General features: G+C 70.0%; 22 protein-coding genes. 10 read left to right on the top strand and 12 right to left on the bottom strand.

The window, feature by feature from the left end; translation table 11 throughout:
- Positions 1–53: 53 nt before the first annotated feature.
- From ACZ4EG_RS23875 to ACZ4EG_RS23865, 3 genes are read right to left on the bottom strand one after another with little or no spacing between them, the layout of a single operon-like run.
- Entirely contained in the window at positions 54–1,103 is a 1,050-nt protein-coding gene (locus tag ACZ4EG_RS23875) for a TolB-like translocation protein (RefSeq protein ID WP_467792002.1), read from the bottom strand.
- Positions 1,100–2,371 carry an MFS transporter gene (locus ACZ4EG_RS23870; RefSeq protein WP_467792001.1) on the bottom strand — a complete coding sequence of 424 codons (1,272 nt, stop codon included), beginning with the start codon at positions 2,369–2,371 and terminating at the stop codon, positions 1,100–1,102. Before ACZ4EG_RS23870 ends, ACZ4EG_RS23875 begins: the two co-directional genes overlap by 4 nt.
- A gap of 25 nt (positions 2,372–2,396) precedes the next feature.
- Positions 2,397–3,260, bottom strand: coding sequence for a glycosyltransferase family 2 protein (locus ACZ4EG_RS23865; protein WP_467792000.1), 864 nt, complete (start codon positions 3,258–3,260; stop codon positions 2,397–2,399).
- A gap of 285 nt (positions 3,261–3,545) precedes the next feature.
- Between ACZ4EG_RS23865 and ACZ4EG_RS23860 the strand changes: the two genes are divergently transcribed.
- The 8 genes from ACZ4EG_RS23860 (at position 3,546) to ACZ4EG_RS23825 (ending at position 14,827) form a co-directional block, all read left to right on the top strand.
- The gene (locus tag ACZ4EG_RS23860; protein WP_467791999.1) at positions 3,546–4,985 is read left to right on the top strand and encodes a sugar transferase; all 1,440 of its coding nucleotides are present in this window, start codon (positions 3,546–3,548) and stop codon (positions 4,983–4,985) included.
- Between the two features lie 23 nt (positions 4,986–5,008).
- Positions 5,009–6,064 (top strand): Gfo/Idh/MocA family protein, encoded by a 1,056-nt coding sequence (locus tag ACZ4EG_RS23855; RefSeq protein ID WP_467791998.1) that lies wholly within the window; start codon positions 5,009–5,011, stop codon positions 6,062–6,064.
- 30 nt (positions 6,065–6,094) lie between these two features.
- Entirely contained in the window at positions 6,095–7,090 is a 996-nt protein-coding gene (locus ACZ4EG_RS23850) for an NAD-dependent epimerase/dehydratase family protein (RefSeq protein ID WP_453549048.1), read from the top strand.
- Entirely contained in the window at positions 7,087–8,226 is a 1,140-nt protein-coding gene (locus ACZ4EG_RS23845) for a DegT/DnrJ/EryC1/StrS family aminotransferase (protein ID WP_467791997.1), read from the top strand. The genes ACZ4EG_RS23850 and ACZ4EG_RS23845 overlap by 4 nt, the downstream gene beginning before the upstream one ends.
- Positions 8,223–8,912, top strand: a complete 690-nt coding sequence (locus ACZ4EG_RS23840; RefSeq protein WP_467791996.1) for an acetyltransferase — start codon at positions 8,223–8,225, stop codon at positions 8,910–8,912. The genes ACZ4EG_RS23845 and ACZ4EG_RS23840 overlap by 4 nt, the downstream gene beginning before the upstream one ends.
- Entirely contained in the window at positions 8,909–10,027 is a 1,119-nt protein-coding gene (locus ACZ4EG_RS23835; RefSeq protein WP_467791995.1) for a DegT/DnrJ/EryC1/StrS family aminotransferase, read from the top strand. Before ACZ4EG_RS23840 ends, ACZ4EG_RS23835 begins: the two co-directional genes overlap by 4 nt.
- A 71-nt stretch (positions 10,028–10,098) precedes the next feature.
- Positions 10,099–13,704 (top strand): DUF4082 domain-containing protein, encoded by a 3,606-nt coding sequence (locus tag ACZ4EG_RS23830; protein WP_467791994.1) that lies wholly within the window; start codon positions 10,099–10,101, stop codon positions 13,702–13,704.
- A gap of 76 nt (positions 13,705–13,780) precedes the next feature.
- A complete protein-coding gene (locus ACZ4EG_RS23825; RefSeq protein WP_467791993.1) occupies positions 13,781–14,827 on the top strand; it encodes a glycosyltransferase family 2 protein in 1,047 nt (348 codons plus the stop codon).
- Between the two features lie 17 nt (positions 14,828–14,844).
- On the opposite strand, the gene ACZ4EG_RS23820 is transcribed toward ACZ4EG_RS23825, so the two are convergent.
- Positions 14,845–15,507 (bottom strand): GumC domain-containing protein, encoded by a 663-nt coding sequence (locus tag ACZ4EG_RS23820; RefSeq protein WP_453549062.1) that lies wholly within the window; start codon positions 15,505–15,507, stop codon positions 14,845–14,847.
- Positions 15,508–15,578: 71 nt separating this feature from the next.
- Between ACZ4EG_RS23820 and ACZ4EG_RS23815 the strand changes: the two genes are divergently transcribed.
- Positions 15,579–17,603, top strand: a complete 2,025-nt coding sequence (locus ACZ4EG_RS23815) for an O-antigen ligase family protein (RefSeq protein ID WP_467791992.1) — start codon at positions 15,579–15,581, stop codon at positions 17,601–17,603.
- Entirely contained in the window at positions 17,600–18,511 is a 912-nt protein-coding gene (locus tag ACZ4EG_RS23810; protein WP_467791991.1) for a glycosyltransferase family 2 protein, read from the top strand. Before ACZ4EG_RS23815 ends, ACZ4EG_RS23810 begins: the two co-directional genes overlap by 4 nt.
- Before the next feature lie 25 nt (positions 18,512–18,536).
- Here the strand turns inward: ACZ4EG_RS23810 and ACZ4EG_RS23805 are convergent, their stop codons facing one another.
- The 8 genes from ACZ4EG_RS23805 to ACZ4EG_RS23770 are packed head-to-tail and all read right to left on the bottom strand — an operon-like array spanning position 18,537 to position 26,959.
- The gene (locus ACZ4EG_RS23805) at positions 18,537–19,334 is read right to left on the bottom strand and encodes a glycosyltransferase family 2 protein (RefSeq protein WP_467791990.1); all 798 of its coding nucleotides are present in this window, start codon (positions 19,332–19,334) and stop codon (positions 18,537–18,539) included.
- A gap of 11 nt (positions 19,335–19,345) precedes the next feature.
- Positions 19,346–20,299, bottom strand: a complete 954-nt coding sequence (locus ACZ4EG_RS23800) for a hypothetical protein (RefSeq protein WP_467791989.1) — start codon at positions 20,297–20,299, stop codon at positions 19,346–19,348.
- Complete coding sequence (locus ACZ4EG_RS23795) at positions 20,296–21,783, bottom strand: oligosaccharide flippase family protein (protein WP_467791988.1); 1,488 nt, start codon at positions 21,781–21,783, stop codon at positions 20,296–20,298. The genes ACZ4EG_RS23800 and ACZ4EG_RS23795 overlap by 4 nt, the downstream gene beginning before the upstream one ends.
- Positions 21,746–22,591: a YveK family protein gene (locus tag ACZ4EG_RS23790; protein WP_467791987.1), complete on the bottom strand. Its 846-nt coding sequence runs from the start codon at positions 22,589–22,591 to the stop codon at positions 21,746–21,748. The genes ACZ4EG_RS23795 and ACZ4EG_RS23790 overlap by 38 nt, the downstream gene beginning before the upstream one ends.
- Before the next feature lie 50 nt (positions 22,592–22,641).
- The gene (wecB, locus tag ACZ4EG_RS23785; protein ID WP_467791986.1) at positions 22,642–23,757 is read right to left on the bottom strand and encodes a non-hydrolyzing UDP-N-acetylglucosamine 2-epimerase; all 1,116 of its coding nucleotides are present in this window, start codon (positions 23,755–23,757) and stop codon (positions 22,642–22,644) included.
- A gap of 3 nt (positions 23,758–23,760) precedes the next feature.
- Positions 23,761–25,020: a nucleotide sugar dehydrogenase gene (locus ACZ4EG_RS23780; protein WP_453549079.1), complete on the bottom strand. Its 1,260-nt coding sequence runs from the start codon at positions 25,018–25,020 to the stop codon at positions 23,761–23,763.
- Entirely contained in the window at positions 25,020–25,790 is a 771-nt protein-coding gene (locus ACZ4EG_RS23775; protein WP_467791985.1) for a WecB/TagA/CpsF family glycosyltransferase, read from the bottom strand. Before ACZ4EG_RS23775 ends, ACZ4EG_RS23780 begins: the two co-directional genes overlap by 1 nt.
- Entirely contained in the window at positions 25,787–26,959 is a 1,173-nt protein-coding gene (locus tag ACZ4EG_RS23770; RefSeq protein ID WP_467791984.1) for a hypothetical protein, read from the bottom strand. The genes ACZ4EG_RS23775 and ACZ4EG_RS23770 overlap by 4 nt, the downstream gene beginning before the upstream one ends.
- Positions 26,960–27,000 lie beyond the last annotated feature (41 nt).

The following is a 27,000-nucleotide window of genomic DNA, read 5'->3' as shown; positions in this document are numbered from 1 at the left end:
GGGCAGCCTTTGGGCAGTCGATGCAGTTCGGCAGGCGGTGGGCCGATCCGGGTCTACAACGGCGCCGGAGAAGAAGCCCCCGCGATCAGCAGGCGAGGAGTCCCCGTGCCGTTCGCGGGCACGCTCCACAGGTCGCTGCTGCCGACCTTGCCATCGGTGGGGAGGGCATAGGCGACGGTGTGGTCGTCGAGCCAGGTGGCCTGGTCGTCGACGCTGTGGCGTTCGGCGAGCGCCGTTTCCTTGAGAGTGCGCAGGTCGAGGACGTACTCGTGCCAGAGGGAGGTACCGGACAGGACCCGCTTCTTGAAGGCGACACGGGTCTCGTCGGGGGAGAGCGACGGACACTCCACGTTCTGGATCAGTGTGGTGACCGTATGCCGGGAGAGTGAACCGCGGACCAGGTACGTGTGGTTGGCGGTGTTGAGGGTGGCGTAGAACGTGTCGTCGTCGGAGGCGAAGGTGACGCCCCAGAAGTTGATGTCCGAGGCGTGGTAGGGCTTGCCGTCCTTGACGATGGAGAACGTCTCCAGGCTGGGAGTCAGCCGCATCGTGCGGGTGTCCAGGACCGAGGTCCGGGTGGAGAAGAAGGCCGACGAGTAGGACTCGCCGGAGACGAACACGGTCCAGGCGACGAAGCGGCCGCTGGGCGAGACCCGGGCCCGGCTGGGCGTGCCCGCGAGCGGAAAGGTGCGCAGGGTGCGGAGGTTGGCGTCAAGCAGCAGGGCACGGTTGCTCTGCTTGAGGACACCGGTGACGGACTGGAGGCAGACGCCCGTACCGGCCGCCGCGTAGAAACGCGCGCACTTCAGGCTCGTGGCGATCCGTCCGCCCCCGGGGTCGGCGGACGGCACCGAGGCGACCGCGGTGCGGTGCGGGCCGGCGGCCGCGTTGAGGAAGGCCAGGCGGCCCTTCTGGCTGAGCGTCAACTTGCCCGCGCTGACGGCGGGGCCGCCCGGCTGCGGCTGGTTCGCCCGATCCGCGCGGGCGGCGGCGTGCAGGACCACACCGGTCCCCAGCCCCGCGAGGAGCAGCACCGCCGTGACGAGTATGAGAAGGCGGCGGCGCAGCGGTGTCATCCGGATCCTTGTGGCGGTGGTGGTCATCGGGCTTCTTTCGTCGGCCGCAACACCATGCCCGCCACGGCCGCGCAGCACAGGAGGCCGACCGCTGCGCCGGCCAGCGCCCGGCCGTCTCCCCATGTCGTCCAGGCGGCGCCGAAGGCCAGCGAGCAGCAGAATCGGGCCAGCGCCTGACTGGTGCCGACGATGGCGAGGCCGCTGGCGCGCAGCTGCTCGGGCACGAGGCCGGCGAGGGCGGCGGGGAGCACACCGTCGGTGGCCGCGTAGAAGGTGCCGTGCAGGGCGAGTACGAGACAGGGGAGAGCCGGCGTGGCCGGGGCCCACAGCAGGAGGGCGTAACCCGTGAGCAGACCTGCGTGTCCGGCGAGGAACACCGTGTGCCGTCCGACCCGGTCGGCCAGTGCGCCGACGGGCACGGCCAGCAGCAGGAACACCGCGGCGGTGCCGAACGGCAGCAGCGGGAACCACTCCTCGCCGATGCCCACGCGCCGTTGCAGGAGCAGATAGACGAAGGCGTCGCTGACCGTGGTCAGGCCGAGCAGCGCGGCACAGCCCGCGAGCGCCCGCAGCCGTGGCAGCCGCAGCAGCGCCAGTGCTTCGCGTAGGCGGACGGGCCCTCTGCTGTCCGGTGCGCCTGCTTCGTCCGTCTGAGTTCTTTGCCGTCTGCCGGGTACGAACAGCACCAGTACGAGCACACCGAGCACGGCGACGCACGCGCTCACGCCGAACACGGCGTCGTAGCCGTCGGCGGCCGCGCGCAGGATGAGGAAGGCCGCCAGTGGACCGAGCATCGCGCCGGTGGTGTCCATCGCGCGGTGTACACCGAAGGACCGGCCCTGGTTCTCGGGCGGCGTGGACAGGGAGATCATCGCGTCGCGCGGGGCGGTGCGCAGGCCCTTGCCGGTCCGGTCCAGGGCGAGGACCGTGCCCAGCGTGCCAAGGCTGCTCGCGAGCAGGAGCAGCGGCTTGCACAGCGCGGACAGGCCGTAGCCGAGCCCGGCCATCAACTTGTGGTTGCGCACCCGGTCGGCGAGATGACCGCCGGTGAGCTGGACCAGCGCGCTGACGCCGTTGTAGACGCCGTCGAGGGTGCCGAACCCCAGCGGACTGAAGCCGAGGGTGGTGACGAGGTAGAGCGGCAGGACGGCGGTGACCATCTCCGAGGAGATGTCGGTGATCAGGCTGACCGTGCCCAACACGAGCACGACAGGGGCGACTTTGGGCCGAAGGCCGCGTCTTCGCCCCGGCTCGGAGTCGGCCGCCGGCGGCGCGGAGCGGTCGGTGAGATACATGATCAAGGCTCCAGGTGCGGTGCGATCAGTTCTGCCGGCTGCTCTCGTCCCGTAGCCAGGTGCCGAAGTCCTGTGCCCGGATGGCTTTTCGAGCCCCGCGCCGGGCTACGACCGCCGCCGCGACGAAGACTACGACAGCCGAGAAGAGCCTCGGCTCCCTGCGGAGCAGCGCTTTGAGATCTGTCGTACTCGTGCGTGCCGAGGCCTCTTCCGGGCTCTGATGCTGTTCGACCTGGGCAGTGGACACCGCGGCCCGGATCCGCCGTTTGATCAGATCCCGCCATGTGCGCGGCGGGTGGACCACGACTCGGGCCGAGTCGACCACGAGCCGTTCCTCGGGAGCGAAGGCCAGGGACGCGGCAAGGTCGTCCGCCATGAGGGGCGGCAGCGCGGCGATCCGGTCGTGCCCGGCCTTGGAGACGGCGATGACCCCTCGGCCGAACAAACCCTTGCGTACGGCGGGCAGTTGCTGCCACACCCGGTAGTAGGCCCGGACCCGCCAGGCGCAGGCGTCCAGCGGGATCTGCCGTTCGGGGGCGGCGGCGAGGATGCCCGAGGTGTCGTCGGTCAGGGGCGCGGTGAGCGCTCGTACGTCGGCGCCCGCGATCACGATGTCGGCGTCCACATAGACGCGGGGGAAGCCTCGCGCGTGATCGTCTCCGGCCCGCAGGGCGGTGTGCTTGGAGGGGACGGGGATCTCGACCACCCGCACGCGCGGGCCGCGGGCCGCCGCGATCCGCGCGGTGTCATCCGTGCAGCCATTGCATACGACCACGATGTCCGTCTCGTCCTGGGAGGATTCGCCCTCGGAGGTATCGGCCAGCAGCGAATCGAGGAGCCGTCCGATGACTCGCGCCTCGTTGTGGGCCGGTATCACGATGCTCGTCACCTGGGCAGTATGCCGCCGGTGTCGCTATTGCGATGTGTGTTTCGTCCAACTGTTCCCGCGGCTGCGTCCCGTGGTCTAGATTGAGGTTCGCCGGACCGGTTTGGGTGGGGAAGCTGGTCTTGACTGCTTGTCACGGTTCGGCTTGTTGAGTGTTTTTGAACAGTCAGTAACCAGCATGCTGGGGGCATCAGGCGGTTGGGGACCGCTGATGCTTCCTCGCTTTCCGGTGCCGCTGAGTGAAGGGCACTTCGGTCAGGGGTAGCCGCGCATGTGGGTGGGGGGAGCATGACCATTGAGGTCACGCATGAGCAATTGGTTGTGGAGCGCAGGAGTCCGGAAGCGCGCCGAAGACGTTGGGAACAGAAGTACCGGATCGTCCTGCTGGTCGCGGACGGATTAGCGGCCGCTGCCGCGGCCTTCTTGATCCACGCGGCCTATGGCCGCTGGGCGGTGGCCCTCGTGCTGCCCCCGACGTGGATCGCGGCCATGCTCGCCCATCGCTCCTACGACCGCAGCGCTCTGGGCGTGGGGACCGAGGAGTACCGACGGGTGCTGCGGGGCGGTGTCGCACTGCCGGCCCTGGCCGCGTGTGCGTACTACCTGTTCACGCAGGACTCCGGACTCCTCCATGACATGACCATGGCTGCCGTGCCGGCCACCGCGATCGCCCTGCTGGTCCGGTACACGCTGCGTCGACGGCTCCACAGACGCTGGGCACGGGGCCGGGACAGGAGCGCGACGCTCCTGGTCGGGCCGTCGCGCGGCATCATGGAGCTGGTCGCCGTGTTACGGCGCGGCGGCGTACAGGAGCTCCAAGCGGCCGGAGTGTGCCTGAGCGATCCGGAAAACGCCAGGGACATCCGCAAGTTGGGGCTCCCCGTCCTCGGCGGCGTCGGCGACATGAACGACGTGGTCCGAGCCCTGGGCATCAGCACCGTGGTGGTGCTGCCGGCACCCGAGTACGACGCCTCCGTCCTGCGCCGGATGTCCTGGACGGCGGCCGTGCAGGGAGTCGACTTCCTGCTGGCCCCCATGCTGGCCGACGTCTCCGCCTCCCGGCTGGCGGTACGGCCCACCAACGGGGTGCCGCTGGTGCGGATACAGGCACCGAACCTCTCCCGGGTCTCCCGGCTGCCCAAGGAACTGCTGGATCGTTCCTTCGCAGGGGCGCTCCTGGTCCTGCTCGCGCTGCCCATGCTGCTGATCGCCCTGATCGTCCGGCTGGACAGCACCGGCCCCGCGCTGTTCAGACAGCCGCGGGTGGGCCGGTACGGCGACCACTTCACCATGCTCAAGTTCCGCACGATGCGGCAGGACTCGGAGGCCCTGAGGACGGAACTGGAGCACCTCAACCAGAACAGCGACGGCCTGCTGTTCAAGGTGAAGGAAGACCCACGGATCACCCGGGTCGGCTCGTTCCTGCGGCGCAGCTCGCTGGACGAACTGCCGCAGCTCATCAACGTGGTCAAGGGCCATATGTCGCTCGTCGGGCCCCGCCCGCCGCTGCCCGAGGAGGTGGAGGAGTACACGCCGGACATCAAGCGCCGGTTGCTCGTGAAGCCCGGCCTCACCGGGCTGTGGCAGGTCAGCGGCCGCTCCGACCTGCCCTGGGACGAGGCGGTCCGGCTCGATCTCGGATACGTGGACAACTGGTCGATGGGCCTTGACCTGTCGATCCTGCTGCGCACCGGGTCTGCGGTGGTGCGCGGAACGGGGGCGTACTGATGGACCGACGGAAGAGGAGTCAAGTGACGCGGACCACGGAGCCGTTGGGGGTCGCGGTCGTCGGAGCCGGCTACTGGGGACCCAACCTCGTACGCAACTTCCAGGCCGGCGAGCAGTTCCGGCTGCGCTGGCTGTGCGACCTCGATGTGGACCGGGCCCAGCGGGTCCTCGGCGGCTACTCGACCGTCCAGGCGACCTCGGACTACGCGGCCGTCCTCGCCGACCCCTCCGTGGCCGCCGTCGCCGTGGCCACGCCCGCCGGAACCCACCTCGACATCGCGCTGGCCGCCCTCCGCGCCGGCAAGCACGTCCTCGTGGAGAAGCCGCTCGCGGCGACCTACGCCGACGGGATGCGCCTGGTGTCCGAGGCGGAGGAGCGCGGGCTCACGCTGATGTGCGACCACACCTACTGCTACACACCCGCCGTGGGCCGCATCCGGGAACTGGTCCGCTCCGGCGAACTCGGCGAGATCCACTTCATCGACTCGGTCCGTATCAACCTCGGGCTCGTCCAGAAGGACATCGACGTCATGTGGGACCTGGCCCCGCACGACCTGTCGATCCTGGACTTCATCCTCCCCGACAATGTCGAGCCGGTCGCTGTCGCCGCCCACGGGGCCGACCCGATCGGCGCGGGACAGGCCTGCGTGGCCTATCTGACGCTCCAGCTCAACACGGGCGCCATCGCCCACGTGCACGTCAACTGGCTCTCCCCGACCAAGGTGCGGACCACCATGGTGGGCGGCGCCAAACGCACCCTCATCTGGGACGACCTCAACCCTGTCCAGCGTGTGGCGATCTACGACCGGGGCGTGGACCTGGCCGCGCCGCAGGAGATCGGCGCGGACGAGCGCAGGGAGATGCTCGTGTCGTACCGCTCCGGGGACATGGTCGCCCCGGCGATCGGTGAGAAGGAAGCGCTGCGCAGCATGGTCGAGGAGTTCGCCGACGCGATCAGGGAGCGGCGGGCGCCACTGACCGACGGCCGGGCGGGCCTGCGGGTGCTGGACATTCTTGAGGCGGCATCCCGGAGTCTGGAATTCCGGGGTGCGGTCGTCGGCCTGCGTGCCGGGCGTTGACAGTCCTATTTCACTGAGAGGGCAAGGCAGTTGAGCAGCGTACGAGGCAAGAAGATCCTGGTCACCGGGGGAGCGGGCACCATCGGCTCCAACCTCGTCGACCTCCTGGCCGAGGGCGGCGCCCGCGAGATCGTGGTGCTGGACAACTTCGTGCGCGGGCGGCGGGCCAACCTCGCTCAGGCCCTGCCCAGCGGCGTCGTGGAGGTCGTCGAGGGCGACGTCCGGGACGCCGCCACCGTTCGGAAGGTCACCGAGGGCACCGACCTGGTGTTCCACCTCGCCGCGATACGCATCACCCAGTGCGCGGAGGAACCCCGGCTCGCCAACGAGGTCCTGGTCGACGGCACCTTCAACGTCCTGGAGGCGGCGGCCGAGGCCGGGGTGGGCAAGGTGATCGCCTCGTCCTCTGCGTCCGTCTACGGCATGGCCGAGACCTTCCCGACGACCGAACGCCATCACCCGTACAACAACGACACGTTCTACGGCGCGGCGAAGGCCTTCAACGAGGGCATGCTGCGCAGCTTCCACGCCATGTACGGACTGGACTACGTGGCCCTGCGCTACTTCAACGTCTACGGCCCCCGGATGGACATCCACGGCCTCTACACCGAGGTGCTCATCCGCTGGATGGAGCGCATCGAGGCGGGCGAGCCGCCGCTGATCCTCGGCGACGGCACGCAGACCATGGACTTCGTCGACGTCCGGGACATCGCCCGGGCCAACGTGCTGGCCGCCGAGTCGGATCTCACCGACGAGGTGTTCAACATCGCCAACGGCACGGAGACTTCGCTGCTCGAACTCGCCCAGGGCCTGCTGGAGGCGATGGGCTCATCGGACCTCGCGCCGGTGCACGGGCCCGCCCGCACGGTGAACGGCGTCACCCGGCGGCTCGCGGACACCACACAGTCCGCCGAACGGCTCGGTTTCACCGCGCAGATCGACCTGCGTACGGGGCTGCGGGACCTGGTGGAGTGGTGGCGTGCGGAGCGCGTCGCCGACGCCGCGGCCGGGGAGACCACGCGATGAGCGCCGACCGCATCCCCGTGATGATCCCCTGGCTCGGCGAGGAGGAGGCCAAGGCCGCCTCCGACGCTGTGCTGTCCGGGTGGGTCGCCCAGGGGCCCAGGGTCGCCGCCTTCGAGCGGGCCTTCGCGGAGCGGGTGGGCGCCGAGCACGCCGTCGCGGTCAGCTCGTGCACCACCGCCCTGCACCTGTCGCTCGTCGCGCTCGGACTGGGCCCCGGCGACGAGGTCGTGGTGCCCTCGCTGTCGTTCATCGCCACCGCCAACGCCGTCCGCTACGTCGGGGCCGAGCCCGTGTTCTCGGACGTCGACCTCGCCACCGGCAATCTGACCGCGGCCACCGTGGACGCGGTCCGCACCCCCCGTACCAAGGCCGTCCTCGCCGTCCATCAGGGTGGCGTACCGGCCGATGTACCCACCCTGCGTGCCGCCTGCGCCGACTGGGACCTTCCCCTCGTCGAGGACGCGGCCTGCGCCATCGGCTCGACCGTCGGCGGCAAGTCAGTGGGGCACGGCGCGCTGATCGCCGCCTGGTCCTTCCACCCCCGCAAGGTCGTCACCACCGGCGAGGGCGGCATGGTCACCACCGACGACGCCCAGTGGGCGGCACGCCTGCGCAGGCTGCGCGAGCACGGGATGAACGTCTCGGCGGCGGAGCGCCACGCAAGCAGCAAGCCCGTCCTGGAGAGCTACCTCGAAGTCGGCTACAACTACCGGATGACGGACGTCCAGGCCGCCATCGGCCTGGTCCAGCTCCAGAAACTCGACGCGATGACCGTCCGCCGCCGCGAGCTGGCCGCCCGGTACGACGCACTGCTGCAGGATGTCCCCGGCCTCACCCCCGTACGCGACCCCGCGCACGGGCAGAGCAACTTCCAGTCCTACTGGGTGCTGTTGGCCGAAGACTTCCCCGTCGGCCGCGACGACCTGCTCGCCGCGCTCGCCCAGGCCGGTATCTCCGCCCGGCGCGGGATCATGGCCTCGCACCTCGAACCCGCCTACAAGGCCCACCCCTGCGCCCCGCTGCCGGTCACCGAGCGGATCAGCCGCGACTCGCTCATCCTGCCGCTGTTCCACACGATGACCGAGGCCCAACAGGACCGCGTCGTGGCCGCACTGCGCGAACAGGCCCGAAGATGAGCGGGCTCCTGATCATCGGCGCGGGCGGCTTCGCCCGGGAGACCGCACAGGCCGTACGGGACGCGGGCGACACCGACCTGCTCGGGCACCTCGACGACAACGCCGCCCTGCACGGCACCGAGGTGGACGGCGTGCCCGTGCTCGGCGGCTGCGGCCTGGTCCACGAGCTTCCCGACGCCCGGGTGGTGATCTGCGTGGGCAACCCCAGGGACTACGCCGCCCGCGCCCGTCTGGTCCGCAGGCTCGACCTGCCCGCGGACCGCTACGCCACCGTGATCCACCCGACGGCGGCGGTGTCGGCGACCTCGCAGGCCGGGCCCGGCTCGGTCCTGCTCGCGCACTGTGTGCTCACCGCCGCCGTGCGGGTGGGCGCGCACGTCGCGGTGATGCCGCATGTCGTCCTCACCCATGACGACGTGGTCGAGGACTTCGCCACGCTCGCCTCCGGTGTCCGCCTGGGCGGGGGCGCACGGCTGGAGCGGGGGGCTTATCTGGGCTCGGGGGCCCTGGTCAGGGAAGGCACGACGGTCGGCGCCTGGTCGCTGATCGGCATGGGGAGCACCGTGCTCGGCGATGTGCCGCCGGGCGAGGTCTGGGTGGGGAGCCCGGCCCGGCGGCTGCGCGAGGCGGCCGCCCCGGCGCTTGACGAACTTGCGACGCGAACAATGGGGGGACCCGTCATATGAACCGGATTCCGCTGGTGGACCTCAAGGCGGCCCACGAGGAAGTCGCCGACGACGTACGGGCCGGATTCGAACGGGTCCTGGCCCACACCGCGTTCGTCGGAGGCGACGAGGTTCGCCGATTCGAGCGTGAGTACGCGGACTTCGGCGGTGTCGCGCACTGCGTGGGAGTCGCCAACGGTACCGACGCCGTCGAACTCGCTTTGCGCGCCGGCGGAGTCGGGCCCGGTGACGAGGTGGTCGTGCCCGCCAACACCTTCATCGCCACCGCGGGCGCGGTGGCCAGAGCCGGGGCGCGACCGGTGCTGGCGGACTGCCTGCCCGACACTTATCTGCTCGACCCCCACGCCGCGCTGGATGCCGTCGGCCCGGCCACCCGCGCGGTCGTACCCGTGCATCTCTACGGGCAGTTGGCCGATGTGACGGAGCTGACCGGCCGGCTTCCCGACCGGGTACGGGTCGTCGAGGACGCCGCGCAGTGCCAGGGCGCGACCCGCGACGGACGCTCGCCGGGCAGCGGCGGGATCGCGGCCACCAGCTTCTACCCCGGGAAGAACCTGGGTGCCTACGGCGACGCGGGCGCGGTGCTGACCGACGACGAGGAACTGGCCGGCCTGGTGCGCGCCATCGCCAACCACGGCGGCGTCGCCAAGTACCGCCACGACGTACCCGGGTTCAACAGCCGCCTGGACGGGCTGCAGGCCGTCGTCCTGCGGGCGAAGCTGGCGCGGCTGGCGGACGGCAACGCGGCCCGGCGGGCGGCCGCGGCCCGCTACGACGCGCTGCTCGCCGATCTGGCGGCCGCCGGCCGGGTCGTACTCCCGACCACCGCGCCGGGCAACGTCCACGTATGGCACCTGTATGTCGTCCAGGTCGCAGGGGCGGACCGCGACGACATCGTGGGCAAGCTCAATGCCGAGGGCATCGGTGCGGGCGTGCACTATCCCGCCCCGGTCCACCTCACGCCGGCGTACCGCCATCTCGGTCACGCCCGGGGCGACTTCCCGAACGCCGAGAAGGCCGCCGACCGGATCCTGTCACTGCCGCTCTACCCGCAGATCACCCCCGACCAGCAGCAACGTGTCGTGGACGCGCTCGCCGACGCGCTCGGAAGCTGATCGGCCACCGGTTTCACGCTCCGCCCCGACCGTCACGGGTCGGTCCTGCACAGCACCGCTGAGAGGTACACATGAACAGATGGAGCAGACGGATCCGGGGCAGCCGCCTCGCCGTTGTAGCGGCATTGATATGGGCGGTGCTCCCGCAGGCCGGGCCCGCGCTCGCGGCATCCGATCCGTGCGGAGCGGGCTCGAACGCAATCGTCTGCGAGAACTCCAAGCCGGGCAGCCCGAAGTCCGACTGGTTCTCACCCAACGCCTACGGTGACATCCAGGGTTTCACCACCAAGGAGAGCGTCCAGGCGGGTGACACCGTCCAGTTCAAGGTCCAGTCGAAGGTCTCGTACCGCATCGAGATCTACCGTCTGGGCTGGTACGGCGGTGACGGTGCGCGCGAGATGTCGACCGCGGCCCAGGCCGCGGTGACCTATCCGGCCAACTACTCTACGAACCCGGCCAGTTGCACCAAGAAGAGCGGCACCGGGCTGGTCGACTGCGGCAACTGGCCCGTGACCGCGAGCTGGACGGTGCCCAGCGACGCCGCGTCCGGCCTGTACATCGCGAACATCACCCAGACGGACGGCGACGGCCTGATGCCCTACCCGTTCGTCGTCCGCAAGGACTCCAGCACCTCCGACGTCGTCGTACAGACCAGTGACCAGACCTGGCAGGCCTACAACGACTACGGCGGCCAGGACCTGTACGGCGGCGCGGGGCCCGCGCCGGACGGCCGCGCCTACGAGGTCAGCTACAACCGGCCGCTGGACATCGGCGGCGACAACGGCATCTACGGCTCCGAGTACATGATGCTGTCCTGGCTGGAGCGCAACGGCTACGACGTCAGCTATCTGTCGGGCGTGGACGTGTCGGCCAACGGCGGCACCCTGCTGAAGAACCACAAGGTGTATCTGTCCTCCGGCCACGACGAGTACTGGACGCAGAGCCAGTACTCCAATGTCCTGGCGGCCAGGAAGGCCGGTGTGAGAGAGGCCTTCTTCAGCGGCAACGAGGTCTTCTGGAAGACACGGCTCGCCCCGAGCATCGACGGCACGAGCACCGCGAACCGGACCCTGGTCTGCTACAAGATGACCAAGATGGCCCAGAACAACGGCATCGCCGACCCCAGCGGCGTCTGGACCGGCACCTGGATGGACCCGACCAGCACCGACTACGGGCAGGACTACCAGCCGCCGAACATCCTCACCGGTTCCATGTTCCAGGTGAACGGCTACCGCAGCGACGCGATCACGGTGCCCGGCTCGTACGGCAAGAACCGGCTGTGGCGAAACACCTCCATCGCGAACCTCTCGTCGAGCCAGACCGCCACCTTCCCGGCCGGCACACTCGGGTACGAGTGGGACAGCGACCTCGCCAACAGCACCAGACCCGCCGGGGCGATCGACCTGTCGTCCACGACCGTGGACGTCAACGACGGCAAGTACCGCCTGGACTGGGGCAACACCTACGGCAACGGCACGGCGACACACAATCTCGTCGAGTTCCGCGACCAGGACTCCGGGGCCCTGGTGTTCGGCGCGGGAACCGTGCAGTGGTCGTGGGGCCTGACCAACATCCCGACGTACAACCCCGCCGACACGGTGGTCACCGAGGACGCCCGCATGCAGCAGGCGACGGTGAACATCCTCGCCGACATGGGCGTGCAGCCGAGGACCCTGCAGAGCAATCTCAACGCCGCCTCGGCCTCCACCGACACCACCGGCCCGGCCGTCACCGTGACGAGCCCGGCCTCCGGGGTGACCGTCCCGGCGCTGAAGCCGGTCACCATCACCGGCACCGCCAGTGACTCCGGCGGGGGCGTGGTGGCCCGCGTGGAGGTGTCCACGGACGGCGGAACGACCTGGAAGCCCGCCAACGGTCTGACGTCCTGGAGCTTCAGCTGGACCCCGACGACCCCGGGCTCGGCGTCCATCAAGGTCCGCGCGGTCGACGACAGCGTCAACATCGGCGCCGTCACCACCATCCCGGTGACCGTCGGCCCCCAGGCCTGCCCCTGCACCGTCTGGCCGGCCTCGGCCGTTCCCGGCACCGTCAACGCGGGCGACGGCAGCTCGGTGGAGCTCGGCGTCAAGTTCCGTACCACGGTGGCCGGTTCGATCACCGCGGTCCGCTTCTACAAGTCGCCCGCCAACACCGGAACTCACACCGGCAGCCTGTGGAGCGCCTCCGGCACCCGCCTGGCCACCGGCACCTTCACCAACGAGACGGCCTCCGGCTGGCAACAGCTGAACTTCGCCACGCCGGTGAGCGTCAAGGCCAACACCACCTATGTCGCCTCGTACTTCGCCCCCAACGGCGGATACTCCTACGACGGCGGCTACTTCTCCAGCGGCGACGCAGGCCTTGCCCCGCTCACGGCCCTGAAGTCCGGCACCGACGGCGGCAACGGCGTCTACCGCTACACCTCGACGAGCGCCTTCCCGTCCTCGCAGTCCTCCGGCAGCAACTACTGGGTAGACGTGGTGCTGGACACCTCTACCGCCAGCACCACCCCGCCCACCGTCACCTCGACCTCCCCGACGTCCGGGGCGACCGGCGTGTCGATCACGGCACCGGAGTCGGCCGTCTTCAGTTCTGCCATCGACGCCGACACCCTTGCGTTCACCCTGAAGGACGCGAACGGCACCACCGTGCCGGGCACCAAGACGCTCCCCGCGTCCAACAAGGCGACCTTCACACCGTCGACCGAGCTGGAACTGCACACCACGTACACCGCGTCCGTCCAGGCCTCCGACGTGTGGGGCAACGCCATGGCGGACCCGGTGACATGGACCTTCACCACCAGTTCCACCCCGCCCGCGGTCACCTGTCCCTGCATGTTGTGGAACTCCTCCACCATGCCGGCCACCACCGACATGACCGGTGACACCAACTCCGTCGAGCTGGGTACCCGGTTCACGTCCTCGACGAGCGGCTGGGTCACCGGCGTCACCTTCTACAAGGGCACCGGCAACACCGGCACCCACACCGGCAGCCTGTGGTCCGACACCGGCACGCTGCTCGCCACCGGCACCTTCACCGGCGAGACGGCCTCCGGCTGGCAGCAGCTGACCTTCGCCACTCCGGTGGCCATCACCGCCGACACCCCGTACGTCGTCTCCTACCACGCGCCGAACGGCAACTACGCGGTGGACGGCGGCTACTTCACGGCAGCCCACCAGTCCTATCCGCTGACCGCCACCGCCGACACCACCGCACACCACAACGGGCTCTACAGGTACGGCGCAGACTCGGCCTTCCCCAACAGTTCCTACGGCTCCGCGAACTACTGGGTCGGCCCCGTCTTCACCGCCGACAACCCCAGCGCGTCGCTGACGACGGCCACCGCCTCGGAGGAGGACGCGTCCACGGTGACGCACACCGCCGACGCGGGCAGCCCCCTCGTCACGACCCTGCCCGCTTCCGTCAAGCTGTCGTCCGTCAAGGCGACCGTGACCATCCTGCCGGGCCCCAACGCGGCTGCCGCCAGGAAGCTCCACGTCACGGCCGTCACCTCCTACGACCGGGCCACCCACAAGGTGTCCGTCCATCTGTCCTTCCCGTTGCCGGACGGCACCCGGTTCAAGGTCACGGTCACGGCAAAGGACAACAACCGGCACCCGGTGAAGTCCCAGAGCTGGACCCTGACCAGCAAGACCGTCCGCAAGAAGAAGAACTGACCGAAACAGAACCCACCGGTGGTGGTCTCCACCGAAGTCCGACGCAGACCACCACCGGGGATTGGCTTCCTCATCGATGAGCACCGTCAGTGTTGTGATCCCCTGCTACAAGTACGGCCATTTCCTCGCCGACTGCGTGAGCAGCGTCCTGGACGAGCAGGACGGCGTTGACGTCCGGGTACTCATCATCGACGACGCCTCGCCCGACGACTCGGCGGAGGCCGCGCACAAACTGGCCGCCTCCGACCCGCGCATCGAAGTGCGCGTCCACGAAACCAACAAGGGCCACATCGCCACCTACAACGAAGGCCTCCTGGAATGGGCCGACGGCGACTACGTCGCCCTGCTCTCCGCCGACGACCGGCTGGTCCCGGGCGCGCTGGTCCGGGCCGCCGCCCTGCTGGACGCCCATCCCGAGGCGGGGTTCGCCTACGGACGTCCCCTGCGCTTCCAGCACGGCGGCCCGCTCCCGTCGGCCCGTACACGGAGCACCGGTTCGGTCGTCTACCCCGGGCACTGGTGGCTGGAGCGGCGCTTCCGCGAGGGCACCGGCTGCATCACCTCGCCGGAAGTCGTCGTCCGCACCAGCCTCCAGCGCACGGTCGGCGGCTACGACCCGGCCCTGCCCCATGCCGGCGACATCGAGATGTGGATGCGGCTCGCCGCACACGCCGACGTCGGCTACATACGCGGAGCCGACCAGGCCTTCTACCGTGTCCACGGCAAGAACATGTCCACGACCGACTTCGGCGGTCAGCTCGACGACCTGCGCCAGCGCCTGGTGGCCTTCGACTCCGTGCTCGCCAAGTGCGCCGACCGGCTGCCCCACGCCGATCGCCTGGCCGACGAGGTCCACACCCGGCTCGCGCGCTTCGCGCTGCGCCGCGCCTACCGGGCCTACGACCGAGGGCGCACAGGGGTCGTACCGGTCGATGAATGCGTGGCGTTCGCCGAGCAGTGCCTGCCGGGATACGCGGCACTGCCCGAGTACCGCGCGCTGCGGCTGCGCAGACGGATAGGCCCGAAGGCCATGCCGTATCTGCAGCCGCTGGTGTGGTCCGCAGTGGCCGAGCGCGGGCGCGAGTGGCTCTGGTGGGAGTCGTGGAAGCGCCGCGGCATCTGATGGCCAGTCGGTTCGGCTCAGTTGGCCGCGGGAAACGGACCGGACTGCCGACGGCGGCCCGGCGGCATCCCACGGCGCTTCATGGCGTACCGGTCGAGCCACAGCGCGCCGAGAACGCCGGCGGAGCCGCCCAGCAGGGCCGCGCCCGCCAGACCCCGGGCCTTGTCGCCCTGCACCTCGGCGGCGCTCGGCGAGGTCAGGACCGAGGCGGTGATCCGCGCCCCGGTCGGCACATGCTGGGCCGTCTGCATCTGGTCGACATGCCGGGTGTACACGTCGATGATGCGGCGTACCGCCGTGACGGCGCGGTCGGGGTCGGACGCCTGCGACTGCACCTGCAGGGACGGGATCAAGTAGCGAGGCGTCGCGCTGGTGCCGCTGTTGCGGGGGACGAGGTGGTAGGTGCCGCCGACGCCCGCCGCACGCAACTCCCGGGCGCCGGCGGGGGATTCCAGCTGCCGGACGACCGCGTAGGAGACCACGGCGAGTGGCGGCTGCAGATTGGTGAGCTGGTTGGGCTGGTTCTGCGTCACCGGCGGCTTCAGGACGATCACCGCGGAGCCGACGTACTGGGGGGCGGGCCGCACCACGTGGTACGCACCGGCGGCCGTCAGCAGCAGCGCGACCACCACGACGTACCAGCGACGGAGCAGCGCATCGGCGACGTTCCCGGGCGACATACGAGTTCCTTCCCTCGCCCCCGATACTGGCAGGATGCGCGGTGGGATGCCACCGAACGGAGGGATGGTTCATGAGTCTTGGTGAGATATGGGCCATCCTGCGCAGACGTTGGTATTTCATGGTGCCCTTCACCCTGCTCAGCCTGCTCGGCGGCGCCTATCTGTATGTGACCGTCCCCGTCTCCTACCAGTCGCAGAGTTCGGTCGCGCTGCTGGATTCATCGGCCGTCTCCCGGCTGGCCCCCACCTTCGGCAACCCCATCTCGAATGCGGGCGGTTCGCTCATCGTCACGGCCGACGTGCTGATCAGAACCCTCGAATCGAACGACGCCGCCAAGGAGTTGAGCGGCCGGGGCGTCACGGACCCATACACCGCCGGCTTCGCGCCGGCCAGCGAGAGCCCGCTGCTCGTCCTCAGCGTCACCGGAACCGACCGGGCGAAGGTGCTCAGGGAGACCAACATCCTGACCACCTTCGCCGGCGAACAACTCAGCGCCCTGCAGGCCGCCGCCAAGGTCCCACACGCGTACTACGTGCAGACCGCGCCTGTCGTACTGCCGCAGACCCCGGTGGCGAAGTCGAAGAGCCGCTACCAGGACATCGCTGCCGTCGTCATCCTGGGCGTGGTCAGCGCGTTTTTACTGTCCATCCTGATGGAGGGCATCGCGGTGGTCCGCAGCCGGCGGCGCGTCACTAGGAGCGTCGCCGCGAAGCCGCGGCAGGCCCGCGCGCCGAACCGGGTACGGGCGGGCTGGCTGAGCCGACGGGTCGACGCCACGGCGATCCTCACCGTCTATCTGGTGCTGGCCTTCTTCATCCCGTCGAACCTGGCCCTGCCCGCGCTCGGCGGCGTCGGCACCCCGGCCAACGTCTTCGCCCTGCTGGGGCTGTTGTGGTACCTCGCGACCTGGCTGGGCGGGCGCATTCTCCCCGCGCCGGGCACCAGACTCGTACGGGTCGTGATGTGCCTGCTCGGGGTGGCGGTCCTGGCGGCCTACATGTCGGACGCGATGCGCGAGAGCTCGCACCAGGAGGTCCTCGGCGCCGACCGCGGGCTCATCGGGTTCCTGGTGTGGGTGTCGCTGGTCGTCCTGACCTCGGCGGGCATACAGGAGCGCGGCCGGCTGGACGTGCTGATGCGCCGGGTGGTGATCATGGCGTCCGTCGTCGCCGCGATCGGCTTCTACGACTTCTTCGCGGCCACCAACATCGCTGACTCCATCCACGTCCCCGGACTCCAGACCAGCGTGGCCCAGGTGAGCGTCATGGACCGCGGCGCCTTCACCCGGCCCCGGGCCACCACGGCCCAGCCGCTGGAGTTCGCGGGCATGCTCGCGATCCTCCTGCCCTTCGCGATCCAGCAGGCCTTCGATCCCGTACGCCGCCACCTCCACGTGGCGCGCCGCTGGGGGCCGGTGGCGCTCATGGCCGGTGCGCTGCCGCTGTCGGTGTCGAGGACCTCGATCATCGGCTTGCTGCTGGTGGCCCTGGTGATGGTGCCGCGCTGGAAGCCGGCGCGACGCTGGGCCGCGATCGGCGTGATGACGGCCTCCGTGGCCGTCTTCAAGGTGCTCGTTCCCGGATTGATCGGCACGATCACGGGCCTGTTCGCGTCGTTCCTTTCCAACTCCGACAGCAGCACACAGGCACGTACGGTCAAGTACAGCGCGATCGTGCCCTATCTGAAGGAGCATCCGCTGTTCGGACGGGGCTTTGGCACCTTCACACCGGATCTGTACTTCTTCACGGACAACCAGTACATGCTGGCCCTGGCCGAGATGGGCCTGCTCGGGCTCGTCGCCCTGCTCGCCCTGTTCGTCACCGGAGTCCACCAAGGCGGCGCCGTCCGGCGGCTGGCCCGCACCGAGTCCGACCGCGAACTGGGCCAGGCGTTCTTCGCCTCGTCGCTGGTCGCCCTCGTCAGCAGCGCCACCTTCGACTCGCTCAGCTTCCCGATGTTCGCCGGCATGTTCTTCCTGATGCTGGGGGCGGGTGCCAGCCATCTGGGCTTCGCCCGGCGCGCGGCGGTCGCCGCAGTCCCGGCCCCGCACAAGTCCTCCAAGGCCCAGGTTCCCCAACTCGTGGAGGCCCGATGAGCCCCGTCGCCGTCGTCATCGTCACCTGGAACAGCGCCCCGGTGCTCCCCGGATTCCTCGCCGCGCTTCCGGACGGCATGGCCGGCCTCGACTGGCGGCTGGTCGTCGCCGACAACGACTCCGCGGACGACACCGTCGAGGTGCTCCGGACGCTGGCCCCCGATGCCACCGTCGTCCAGACCGGCCGCAACGCCGGGTACGCGGCCGGCATCAACGCGGCCCTGGGGGCGGCCGGCGAGTGGGACGGCGGTTACGAGGCCGTGGTGATCTGCAACCCCGACATCCGCATGCGGCAGGGCTGCGCCAAACGCCTCGTCGACACGCTCGGCGACGAAGTGGGGATCGCCGTACCGCTGCTGTACGAAGACGGCCGGGACGCACCCCTGTTCTCGCTGCGCCGCGAGTCGAGCGTGTCCCGCGCCCTCGGCGAGGCCCTCATCGGCAACCGCCGCGCCGGGCGCTTCCCACGCCTGAGCGAACTCGTCACCGACCCCGCCGCATATCAGCGACCCACACGTACGGACTGGGCGACCGGCGCCCTCATGGCGATCTCGGCGAACTGCCTGACCGCCTGCGGTCCGTGGGACGAGTCCTTCTTTCTCTACTCGGAGGAGACCGAGTACTGCCTGCGTGCGCGCGACCGGGGGTACGTCACGCAACTGGAGCCGGCCGCCGAGGCCGTTCACCTGGGAGGCGACTCCCGAGTGTCGCCCCGGCTGTGGACCCTGCTCACGCTCAACCGCGTGCGGCTGTACGGGCGGCGCCACGGGGCCGTCGCCACCGCCTGCTTCCGTTGCGCCGTGCTGTTGCGCGAGACATCGCGGGCTCTCCTCGGCCGAAAGGCCAGCCGCGCGGCGGTCGCCGCCCTGCTCAGGCCGGGCTCGCTGCGGGCCACGCCGGGGCCGTGACGCCCGGTGGGGGGCGGCCCTGTCCTCAGGCGGCGCCGTCCCACGTCGTGTAGAAGCTCTCGGGGTTCACCAGGTACCGCACGGTGGCGTGCGGCACGTGGCACACGCTGTGGTTACGGCTGTACCGGTGGACGAGCTCCCAGTCCTCACGCGGAAGCACGTCCGGGGTGCGACGCAGACGACTGAAGCGCAAGGCCTCGTTGCGCCGGGCGACGAACGCGTTGGTGTCCAGGAAGGACTCCCGGGCTGCCCGGTGGCGGTCGAACGGCACGGACAGGATGTCCCGCTCGGTCCCGTCCGGCAGGACACGGCGCAGCGCCGTGTAGACGCCGTCGGGCCCTTGAGGCGACTCCAGGACCGCCAGCGCCCGTTCCAGATGGTCGGCTTCCCACAGGTTGTCGTCGTCCAGGAAGGCCACGTACCGCGAGCGACTGAGGCGGATGCCCACATTGCGCACGACGCCGGCCACGCCCGTGTTGCGCGCCAGCGAGACGGCGAACAGCCTTGGATCGTCCGGGAGTTCGGGGAGGCCGGCGCCGTCGTCGACAACGACCACCACCTGATCGCGAACGGTCTGGGCCAGGGCCGACCGGACGGCGGCCTGCAATTCGTCGGGGCGGCGGTGAGTGGCGATGACCGTGGCGACCAGCGCGGCGGGCATGGCGGCGGTGGCCGCCGAGAGGCGTCGGGTCTCGGCGGTTTCGATGCGGCAGAGCCGCAGCGCGGAGGGGGCGAGGAGGACCTTGTTGCGGAGCTCGAAGAGCACGAGCCAGCCGAAGGTGCGTTTGAGGAGCTCCCAGGGGGCGCGGGCGATGCGTCGCATGATCCTCTTCCTCAGCCGGCCGGTTCGGGGGTGATCGGGGAGCCGTCGGAGAACCGGTTGCCGCGCCAGACGTTGCCGGAACCGTCGGCGTTCCAGGCGGTGACCGCTCCGTAGTGGCCGGCATTGCGGTGGTAGCGGGTGGAGAAGACGTTGTTCGTGACCGTGATCCCGGTGGCGCCGTCGCCACCCCCGTAGAGGGCGTATGCGCCGCCGGCCAGCAGGTTGCCCTCGACGACGGTGTCGGAGACGTGTCCGGTGTCGGAGAACAGGCCGATGCTGGCGGACGCTCCTCGGTCGACGGCGACGGGGTTGAGCAGGGTGTTGTGACGGATGATGAGCTTGCCCTTGTTGCCGCCGCCGCTGATCACCGCGTCGGTGTGCTGCCACTCGCCGCCGGTGTTGCGGAAGGGCACGAGGTCGTGGACGTAGTTGTCGTGGATGTAGCCCTGGCCCATGGAGAGGGCGTTGCCGAAGATGGAGATGTCGCTCCAGCCGACCTCGATGGAGCTGGTGCCCATGTTGGACACGGCGTAGTCCACGCCGCCGTTGTCGGGACCTTTGCCGGGGACGGCGGTGACGGTGGTGTGGAGGACCCGCAGTCCGGTGTAGCCGGGGCGCAGGTTGATGCCCCACCAGTTGGTGGACGTGATCTTGGTGTCGACGATGGTCACATCGTTCGCGTAGATGTCGAGCGAGCCGGTGATGTCCCACCCTTTGATGACGGTCCCGTCGGCCTTGACGCTCATGTTGCCCGTGGCGTGCGGAGTGAGGGAGATGCGGGGGCCGGTGCTGCGGGCATCGGGGAATCCGGCTTCCCGGGGTGCCGCGGTGGTGGCGTGAGCGGTGCGATGGGTGCCGGTGGGGGCTCCATGGCCCTGGGCGGGAGGAGAGGGGTCGGCACCCCCGGAGCAGGCGGTGGCCAACGCCAGCGCCAGGACGGCGAGCAGGCGGCGAAGCCTGGTCATACGGTCTCCGGTGTCCGGGAGCCGAGCAGGAAACGGCGGCTGGGCAGTACGCACACCACATAGCAGGCCAGGGCAGCCGTACCGGTGACGAACAGGGCGAGGGTACCGTCGCCGAGGAGCCATTTCGCGGAGAGGATCACCAGGGTCATCACCGTTCCCCCGAACAGGGGCCAGGCGCAGGCCCCGGCAACGTGGCGGAGGCTGATCCCGGCCTGGCCGAGGGCGTAGAGGAAGGCGGGGACGACGAGGCCGGCGGCGACCAGGACGTGGCCCCGGGAGACGCCGACGATGCCGCCGAGGCGGGCGCCGAGGACGAGGACGGGGATGAGGGCGACGACCCAGAGGGCCTGGACGAGGACAAGGGCGCGGCGCTGCCCGGTGGCGACCAGGCAGTCGTAGGCGAGCTCGCAGCCGATCCGGATCAGGCCGAGGGCCATCAGCCACGGCAGCGCGTCGGCGGCGGGCAGCCATCGGCTCCCGTAGACGAGGTGGACGACCGGGCCGGCGAGGCCGGCGAGCAGCACGCACAGCGGGACGGTGCCGGTGACCAGTACCCCCAGGGCGCGGCTGAAGCCCTGGGCGAGGGCCCGCGGGGAGTCGGCGAGGCGGGAGAACCCGGCGAAGGAGACGCGTCGGGCCGCCTCGGAGATGATGCGCACCGGCCAGCCGGACATGTTGAACGCCAGGACGTAGAAACCGAGGGCGACCTGGCCGAGCGAGGAGCCGACGACCATGGTGTCGACGTTGACGACGGCGAGCGCGAGGAGGCTCGCACCGGCCAGGGGGAGCCCGAACTTCAGCAGCGCGCGGGCCTGTTCGGGGTCCCAGCCGAACCGCAGGGTGCCGGGGGCGGCCAGCGCGCAGCCTATGAGGGCGGCGATGTTGCCGGCGACCGCGCCGCAGGCGAAGCTCATCGCGCCCCAGCCGGCGAAGGCCAGCACCAGGGTCACGGCCGTGCTGAGCACGAAGTTGAGCGCATCGATGATCATGCGCTTGCCCTGGGCGAACTCCCGGGTCAGAAAGCCGGCGGGGACTTGCGCCACCCCGTCCAGCACCAGGCACAGGCACATCACCCGCAGTACGTCCGAGGCGTCGGGTGAGCCGAGCAGTCCGGCCACCGTCGGTGCCGAGAAGAAGATGGCGGCGTACAGCAGGCCGCTGGACGCGGTGCCGAGGGTCAGTACGGTCGGTGCGAAGCGGCGGGGGTCACCGTCCCAGCGGATGATGGCCAGGCCCACGCCCAGCTCGTTGGCGGAGAGCAGGACCAGGAGCACGGTCTGGGCGATGCCGTACACGCCCCACTCCGCCGGTCCGAGGGCGAAGCGTGCCAGCAGGATGCCCGTGCCGAAGTTGCCGAGGCGCATGACAACGGTGTTGATCAGGCTCCAGCGGGCCGCCGAACGGACCTTCCTGCCAAGGGAGTCGGGAGCGGGGGCGTCGTTCGCCTCAGAGGTCTCGCTGTCCGGTGTGCGAACGCTGTCCATGAGTCGACTCCTCGTCGAGCGGCTCGGCGGCAGGCGTCACGGCCACGGCGGGCCGTCCCGCCCTCGCCTCTGCGGCGGTCCCGTTCTCGGCGGACCGCGACCAACTGGGCGGCGACCGGAGGGCCATCGTCTGTTCCGCGACGGGTTCCCCGGCCGCGGATACGGGGGCGGTGTCCGGCTGTGCGCGTTCTTCCTGTTGCGCCGATGCGCGTGAGCGGCGGCGCGCCTCCACGTAGAAGACGGCGACCAGGCTCAGCACCAGGCCCAGGACCCCGGCCATGACCATGTATTCGAGCCGGGTCTTGGTCTGCGCCACCGGGTTCTGCGGGGGCACGATGGTCGTCATGCGGATCATGGCCTTGGGCGCGACCGACTGCTGCTGCTGGAACTGCTCCAGCCGATCCTTGGCATAGGTCGTCAGGATGCGGTCCGAGGCCTGGACGGCGGTCTTGTCGGTGCCGGTGACGGTGAGCCACATGAGCGGCCCCTGTGCGTTGTCGGCGAGCTTGGCCTCGAACGTGCCAGTGGCGCCACGGGACTTGAGCTCCCGGACGGAGACATCGGAGTTGAGATTGCGGGCCAGGCCGTCGGCCATGCCGGTGAGCGAGGTCTGGGTGCTGAGGAAGGGGTTGCCGTCGTAGGCGACGGTGGCCTTCTGGGAGTTCAGGAGAACCACTGTGCTCTGCGACTGATAGGTGACCGGAACCACCAGGGCCACGGCGGCCGTCAGGCCGGCCGTCAGCAGCAGTCCGGGCAGCAGGACGTACCAGCGCCTGCGCATGACCCGGAAGATCTCAGCGAGATCCATGGTGGCCCCCCTCGCGACCAGACGTTCGACGAGCATATGTTGCAAGCGGATCATACGGGGAAGGTTCGGTCGGTGGGTCTCGGTCGGGTGCTCGCGGTGCCTCCCTCCAGCAGTACGTCTGCGATGCGTTCGCTCGCGCGTCCGTCCCACAGTTCGGGGCGGCGGGGCGCGGGAGGCTCGTCCAGCACCCGGTTGACGGTGGACACGATCCGCGCCGGGTCCCGGCCGGCGAGCACATTGGTGCCCTGCTCGACGGTGATGGGCCGCTCGGTGTTGTCCCGCAGGGTCACACACGGCACGCCCAGCGCGGTGGTCTCCTCCTGTATGCCGCCGGAGTCGGTCAGTACGACGCGTGCGGAGTCCTGCAGGGCGATGAAGTCCAGGTATCCGGCGGGCGGTACGAGCCGGATGCCTCCGGGGACACCGATGTCGGCCAGCCGTCCGGCCGCGCGCGGGTGCACGGGCAGCAGGAGCGGGCAGCGGCCTGCGATCTCGCCCAGGGCTTTCAGGAGCGAGGCGAGGACCTCGGGGTCGTCGACGTTGGCGGGGCGATGCAGGGTGACCAGGCCGTACTCGCCTCTGTCCAGGCCGTATCGGCTGAGGATGTCCGAGGCCCTGGCCCGTTCCAGATTGGCCAGCAGGGTGTCGATCATGACGTTGCCGACGAGGTGGATCTGGTCGTCCCGGTACCCTTCCGCGCGCAGGTTCTCGGCGGCGTCGGGGGAGGGGGCCAGCAGGTAGTCGCTGACGCGGTCGGTGGCGACGCGGTTGACCTCCTCCGGCATGCTCCAGTCGCGGCTGCGCAGACCGGCCTCGACATGGGCCAGCAGCGGTCCGGCCTTGGCGGTGACCAGGGCGCAGGCCAGGGTGGAGTTGATGTCTCCGACCACGACGACGATGTCCGGTGACACCTCGTCGAGGAGTGGCTCGAACGCGGTCATCACGCGTCCGGTCTGCACGGCGTGGGTGCCGGAGCCGACCCCGAGGAACCGGTCGGGCGGACGGATGCCGAGGTCGGTGAAGAACACGTCGTTCATGGTCGGGTCGTAGTGCTGGCCGGTGTGGACGAGGACCACCTCGGTGCCCCGGCGTTCCAGGGCGTCCATGACCGGTTTGATCTTCATGTAGTTGGGTCGCGCCCCGGCGACGCAGATGATCCGCGGCATGGTTCAGAGCACCTCGATCGTGGGTCCGGACGGCAGCCGCCGACGGCAGTCGAGGACGAACGGGGCGTGTTCGGCGATGAGTTCGTAGTCGAAGCTGTCGTGGTCGGTGAGCAGGACCACCACGTCGGCGGCCGCCAGCTCGTCCGGTGCCGGTTCGACCCGGACCAGCCGGGTGTCCACCGGCAGGGTCTCGACCACGTGCGGATCGGCCGCCCTGACCTGGGCCCCCATGTCGAGCAGCAGTTGGGAGATGCGCAGGGCGGGCGACTCACGGGCGTCGCCGGTGTTCTTCTTGTACGCCAGGCCGAGCAGCAGGATGCGCGAGCCGTTCACGGAACGACGTCTTTCGTTGAACAGGTCGCTGATGCGGCGCGTCACGTACTCGGGCATATGGCTGTTGATGTCGTTGGCCAGCTCCACGAAGCGGAAGCTCTGGCCGAGTTCGCGCTGCACCCGCCAGGACAGGTACGAGGGGTCGATCGGCAGGCAGTGACCGCCCACGCCCGGCCCGGGCGTGAACTTCATGAAGCCGAAGGGCTTGGTGGAGGCGGCGTCGATGGCCTGCCAGACGTCGATGTCCAAGTGGTGGGCGAACATAGCGATCTCGTTGACCAGCGCGATGTTCACATGCCGGAAGGTGTTCTCCAGCAGCTTGGCGAGTTCGGCCTCCTTGGGCGAGCGCACCGCAACGGTGGTGTCGACGAGTTGCGCGTAGAAGTCCTGAACGGCCTTCAGGGACGCTTCGTTGACGCCGGACACGACCTTCGGGGTCTGCTGGAAGCCCCAGACGGTGTTTCCGGGGTCGATGCGCTCGGGGCTGTAGCCCAGGTGGAAGTCGGTGCCCGCGGTCAGACCCGAGCCGTCCTCCAGGATCGGGGCGAACAGCTCCTGGGTGGTGCCCGGATAGGTGGTCGACTCCAGGACGACCGTGGCTCCCGGGCGCAGATAGCGGGCCAGGGTGACCGCCGATTCCTGGATGTAACGGAGGTCGGGAGTGCCCTCGTGCAACGGCGTCGGGACGGTCACGACGGCGACGTCGAATCCGCCGCAGTCGCGGGCCGCTTCGCTCGGGCGGTAGGTGCCGCGGTCCAGTGCCGCGCGGATCCGTTCGGAGGAGACGTCCTCGACGAAGGACACACCGGAAGCAAGGCTCTTGACCCGCCGGGAGTCGACGTCGTAGCCGATCACCTCGTGTCCGACCTCCGCGGCGCGGATGGCCAGTGGCAGGCCGACGTATCCCTGTCCGACCACGACGACGCGCATCAGTGACTCCTGTTCGCGGAGGCGGGCGACGGGGTGAGCCGGATGAGCTCGCGCGCCGTCATGAGGAGGAAGGCAGCATTGGTGGTGACATAGCGCCGGCCCAGGCGGCGCGGCTCCTGCAGCGCGCGGTAGAGCCACTCCATGCCCCACCGCTGCCAGGACTCGGGAGCCCGCTTGGTGACGCCCGCCAGGATGTCGAACGAGCCGCCGACCCCGTGCACGACGCGGGCTCCGGTCTGTGCGCCGTATGCGGCGGTGAAGATCTCCTTCTTCGGCGAGGTCATGCCGAGGAAGAGCATCTGGGCACCGCTGTCCGCGATCGCGTCGGCGATCGCCTCCTGCTGGGAATCGTCGAAGTAGCCGTTGCGGCTGCCGGCGACCTTCAGGCCTGGGAAGCGCTCGGCCACCCGACCCACCATGCGCTCCAGCACGTCCTGTTCGGCGCCGAGGAAGTACACCGACACGCCCGCCGACTCGGCCTCGGCCAGCAGCCGCAGGAACAGATCGATACCGGCCACCCGTTCCGGCAGTGGGGCACGTAGTAACCGGCCGGCCCAGACCACGGCCTGGCCGTCGGCGAGGACGAGATCGCAGCCGGACACGGCCTCGGCGAGCCGGGGGTCGCGCCGCATGTTCACCAGCTTCGCGGCGTTGACCACCCCGATCTCGAGCTGCCTGCCGTCCTGGACCGCAGCGAGGCAGCGCTCCACGGTCTCGTCCATGGTCAGGGGGTCCAGTTCGACCCCGAAGAGAGACTGACGCCCGCTCATATGCGGCCCCCCTGCCAGGCGTAGAGCATCCAGCCGAATTCGTACGGCCGGCACTCGCGGTCCACGAAGACGGGGCGGTACACCCGGTCCAGGGACTTCAGCCGGAGGTTCGGCGCGAGCCGGGTGCCGAGCCCTCGGGCGGCCCGTACGGCCTTCTTCGGATCGCCGCGGTAGACCTTGCGCCAGGTGGCGCCGAGCTTGTCGAGGATCAACGGCTCCCGCTTCTCCGGGCGGGCGGCCAGTTCGGGCACGTCCGTCATCCAGCGCAGGCCCCGGCGGATCGAACGGCCGAAGTCGGTGCCGCCGGCGTCGGCGAGATCGAACAGGGCGGTCGGTGCCATCGCGTGCTGGTGGACGCTGTAGACCGGGTAGCCCTCCACGACACCGCCGGTACGGGCGTCGTAGTGCCACCACCACTGCCCGCCGTCGCCCTGCAGCTCGCAGATGCGCGCCGCGCACGCCTCGGACGCGGCCAGCGCCTCCGGATCGCCGTCTCCGTCGCCGCTCGCGTGGGCGCGGGCCAGGGCCTGGATCGGGTACGTCTGGTCGGCGAAGCAGCTCACGTGCGCCCGGTACCAGGGCACCAGGCCGGGACCGGTGGCGTGCGCGAACAGCGGGCTGTCCCCGATCCGGGCTCGCAGCAGCCGGTCGCGGGCCGCGGTGAAACGTCTCTCCACATCGACCGTGTCCCGCGCCGCCGCAAGGGCGGACAGCACCCACGCCGCCTCGACGGTGTACTGCGGGCGCCCCTCCTCGTCCAGGGCAGTCACCCGCTCCAGGGCGTCGGACAGTTTGGGGTGTCCGGTCTCGGCGGCGGCCCAGGCGATCAGCGCCGCGTCACCGAGGTTGGTCACCGCGGGCAAGGACTCGACCAGCAGACCCGTGAATTCCTGGGCCGTACGCCCCCCGAGCACCGCGCGCTGACGGTCTTCGGGGAGGAACTGGGCGCCCAGCGCGGTGATGGCCGCGTACCGTGTGCTGGTCCCGCGCCGCTCCGAGGTCCAGGAACCGTCGGGCGCCTTCCGTCCGGCCATGGTGAAGGCGAAGGCCTCGCCGCCGGGAAGCAGCATGGACGGAAGCCCCGACTCGGCGACTGTGAGCAGTCGTTGGGCGAGCGCGAGCAGCGGTGGCTCCTCATGACCGAGCGCCGCCAGACGTGTGGTGGTCATCGCTTGGGCACACCAACCCCCCTGTGGGTCCTTTACATGGA

This window comes from Streptomyces sp. NPDC025638, from assembly GCF_055558775.1.
Note: the sequence above shows the minus strand (reverse complement) of the source record. Positions and strands in the feature narration are given on the sequence as shown.